The organism is Variovorax sp. Soil_C_39, assembly GCF_057656815.1.
In genome coordinates this window covers 1-1,377 of record NZ_JBDGJQ010000034.1, presented here as the reverse complement: position 1 = coordinate 1,377, position 1,377 = coordinate 1, and the positions used below count along the sequence as shown (strand labels likewise).

General features: G+C 63.4%; 1 protein-coding gene. It reads right to left on the bottom strand.

Going from position 1 to position 1,377, the window contains the following annotated elements:
• Positions 1-30 precede the first annotated feature (30 nt).
• Positions 31-1,274 (bottom strand): IS3 family transposase gene (locus AC3A6J_RS27965; RefSeq protein ID WP_487863266.1). Its coding sequence is split into 2 segments (ribosomal slippage): positions 31-977 and positions 977-1,274, totalling 1,245 coding nucleotides; the frame shifts between segments, so codons are not numbered across the junction.
• Between the last annotated feature and the right edge of the window lie 103 nt (positions 1,275-1,377).

Here is a 1,377-nt window from a genome sequence, read left to right as displayed (position 1 = left end):
TGATCTTGCCCCCGTATTTCAGGACACGGACTATTCGCAATGTAGCGTCTGCTCGATCTGAGCAAGGCGCTGGTGGGCAGCGCGATGCTGCCTGAACTCCCTGGGTGATTTCATCTTCAATGCCGAGTGCGGATGCACCTCGTTGAAGTGCTCGAAGGCTGCGGCCATCTGCGCCATCACCGTTCTCGCATCGGCAAGGTCCATGCGGCTGACGTAGTCGCGCTTGAACGTGTTCACGAAGCTCTCGGCCATGCCGTTGCTCTGGGGGCTGCACACGGGCGTGTTGACTGGGCTCAGGCCCAGTTGTCGAGCGATCTGCCGGGTCTCGGCCGCGATGTAGGCGCCCCCGTTGTCCGAGAGGAACTCCAAGGCGTGGGTACTGGGAACACCCTCGACGCCGCCGAAGCGCTTCTCCACGGCCTCGATGAGCATTTCGCGCACCGGCTCGCCCGGCAGCCCTTTGCCCTCCCATGCCCGATAGGCCAGGATCTCACGGTCGCAGCAGTCCTTGGTGAAGGTCGCGGTCACGGTCTGCCCCGAATCACACTTGATCTCGAAGCCGTCCGAGCACCAGCGCATGTCGCTGTGCGCGACGGCCACCTTGCCCTCGTGGGGCCGGCTGGACTGGCGCCGTCTCGGCGCCTTCGGTAGCAGCAATGCATGAGCCGCCATCACGCGGTAGATGCGCTTGGCATTCACTCGCGGCGCACCGGTGGTGGCTCGATGCCGGTTCACCAATGCGCAGGCACGCCGGTAGCCATAGGTCGGCAACTCGATGATCTGGGCCTTGATCTCGTCGAGCAAGGCCACGTCGCTTGCAGGCGCCGTGCGTCGTGTCCGGGCGTCGATCCAGGACTCGGGGCGAGCTTGCAAGCGATGAATGTTCGAGCGCGCCAACCCAAGGGCCTGGCAGACGGCCTTCACTGGCCGTCCCCGTCCAGCAAGGGCGAGCGCGCAATCCACTTTTTTTCTGCGGCGTACTCCACAGCTTCCTTGAGGATCTCGTTCTCCAGCGTCTTCTTGCCAAGCACGCGCTGTAGCTTGGCGATCTCGGCACGAGCGGTGGCCAGTTCCGAAGCCGGCACCACAGCCTCGCCCGCCGATACAGCCGTCAGCGCCCCTTGCCGCTCCAGCTTGCGCCACTGGAACAGCAGGCTTGCGGCAACGCCTTCCTGGCGTGCGACGAGCGACACGCTCATGCCAGGTTCGTAGCTTCGACGAACCAGCGCGGCCTTCTCTGCAGGGGACCAGCGCCTGCGGCGCTGGTCCCTCATGATCACTTCGACGGTATCCGTATTCCTAGTCGTACTCACAGTCCTACTCCTATCTTTAAAGATAAGCGATAGACCGTGTCCTGTCATTCAAGGGGCCAGCTCA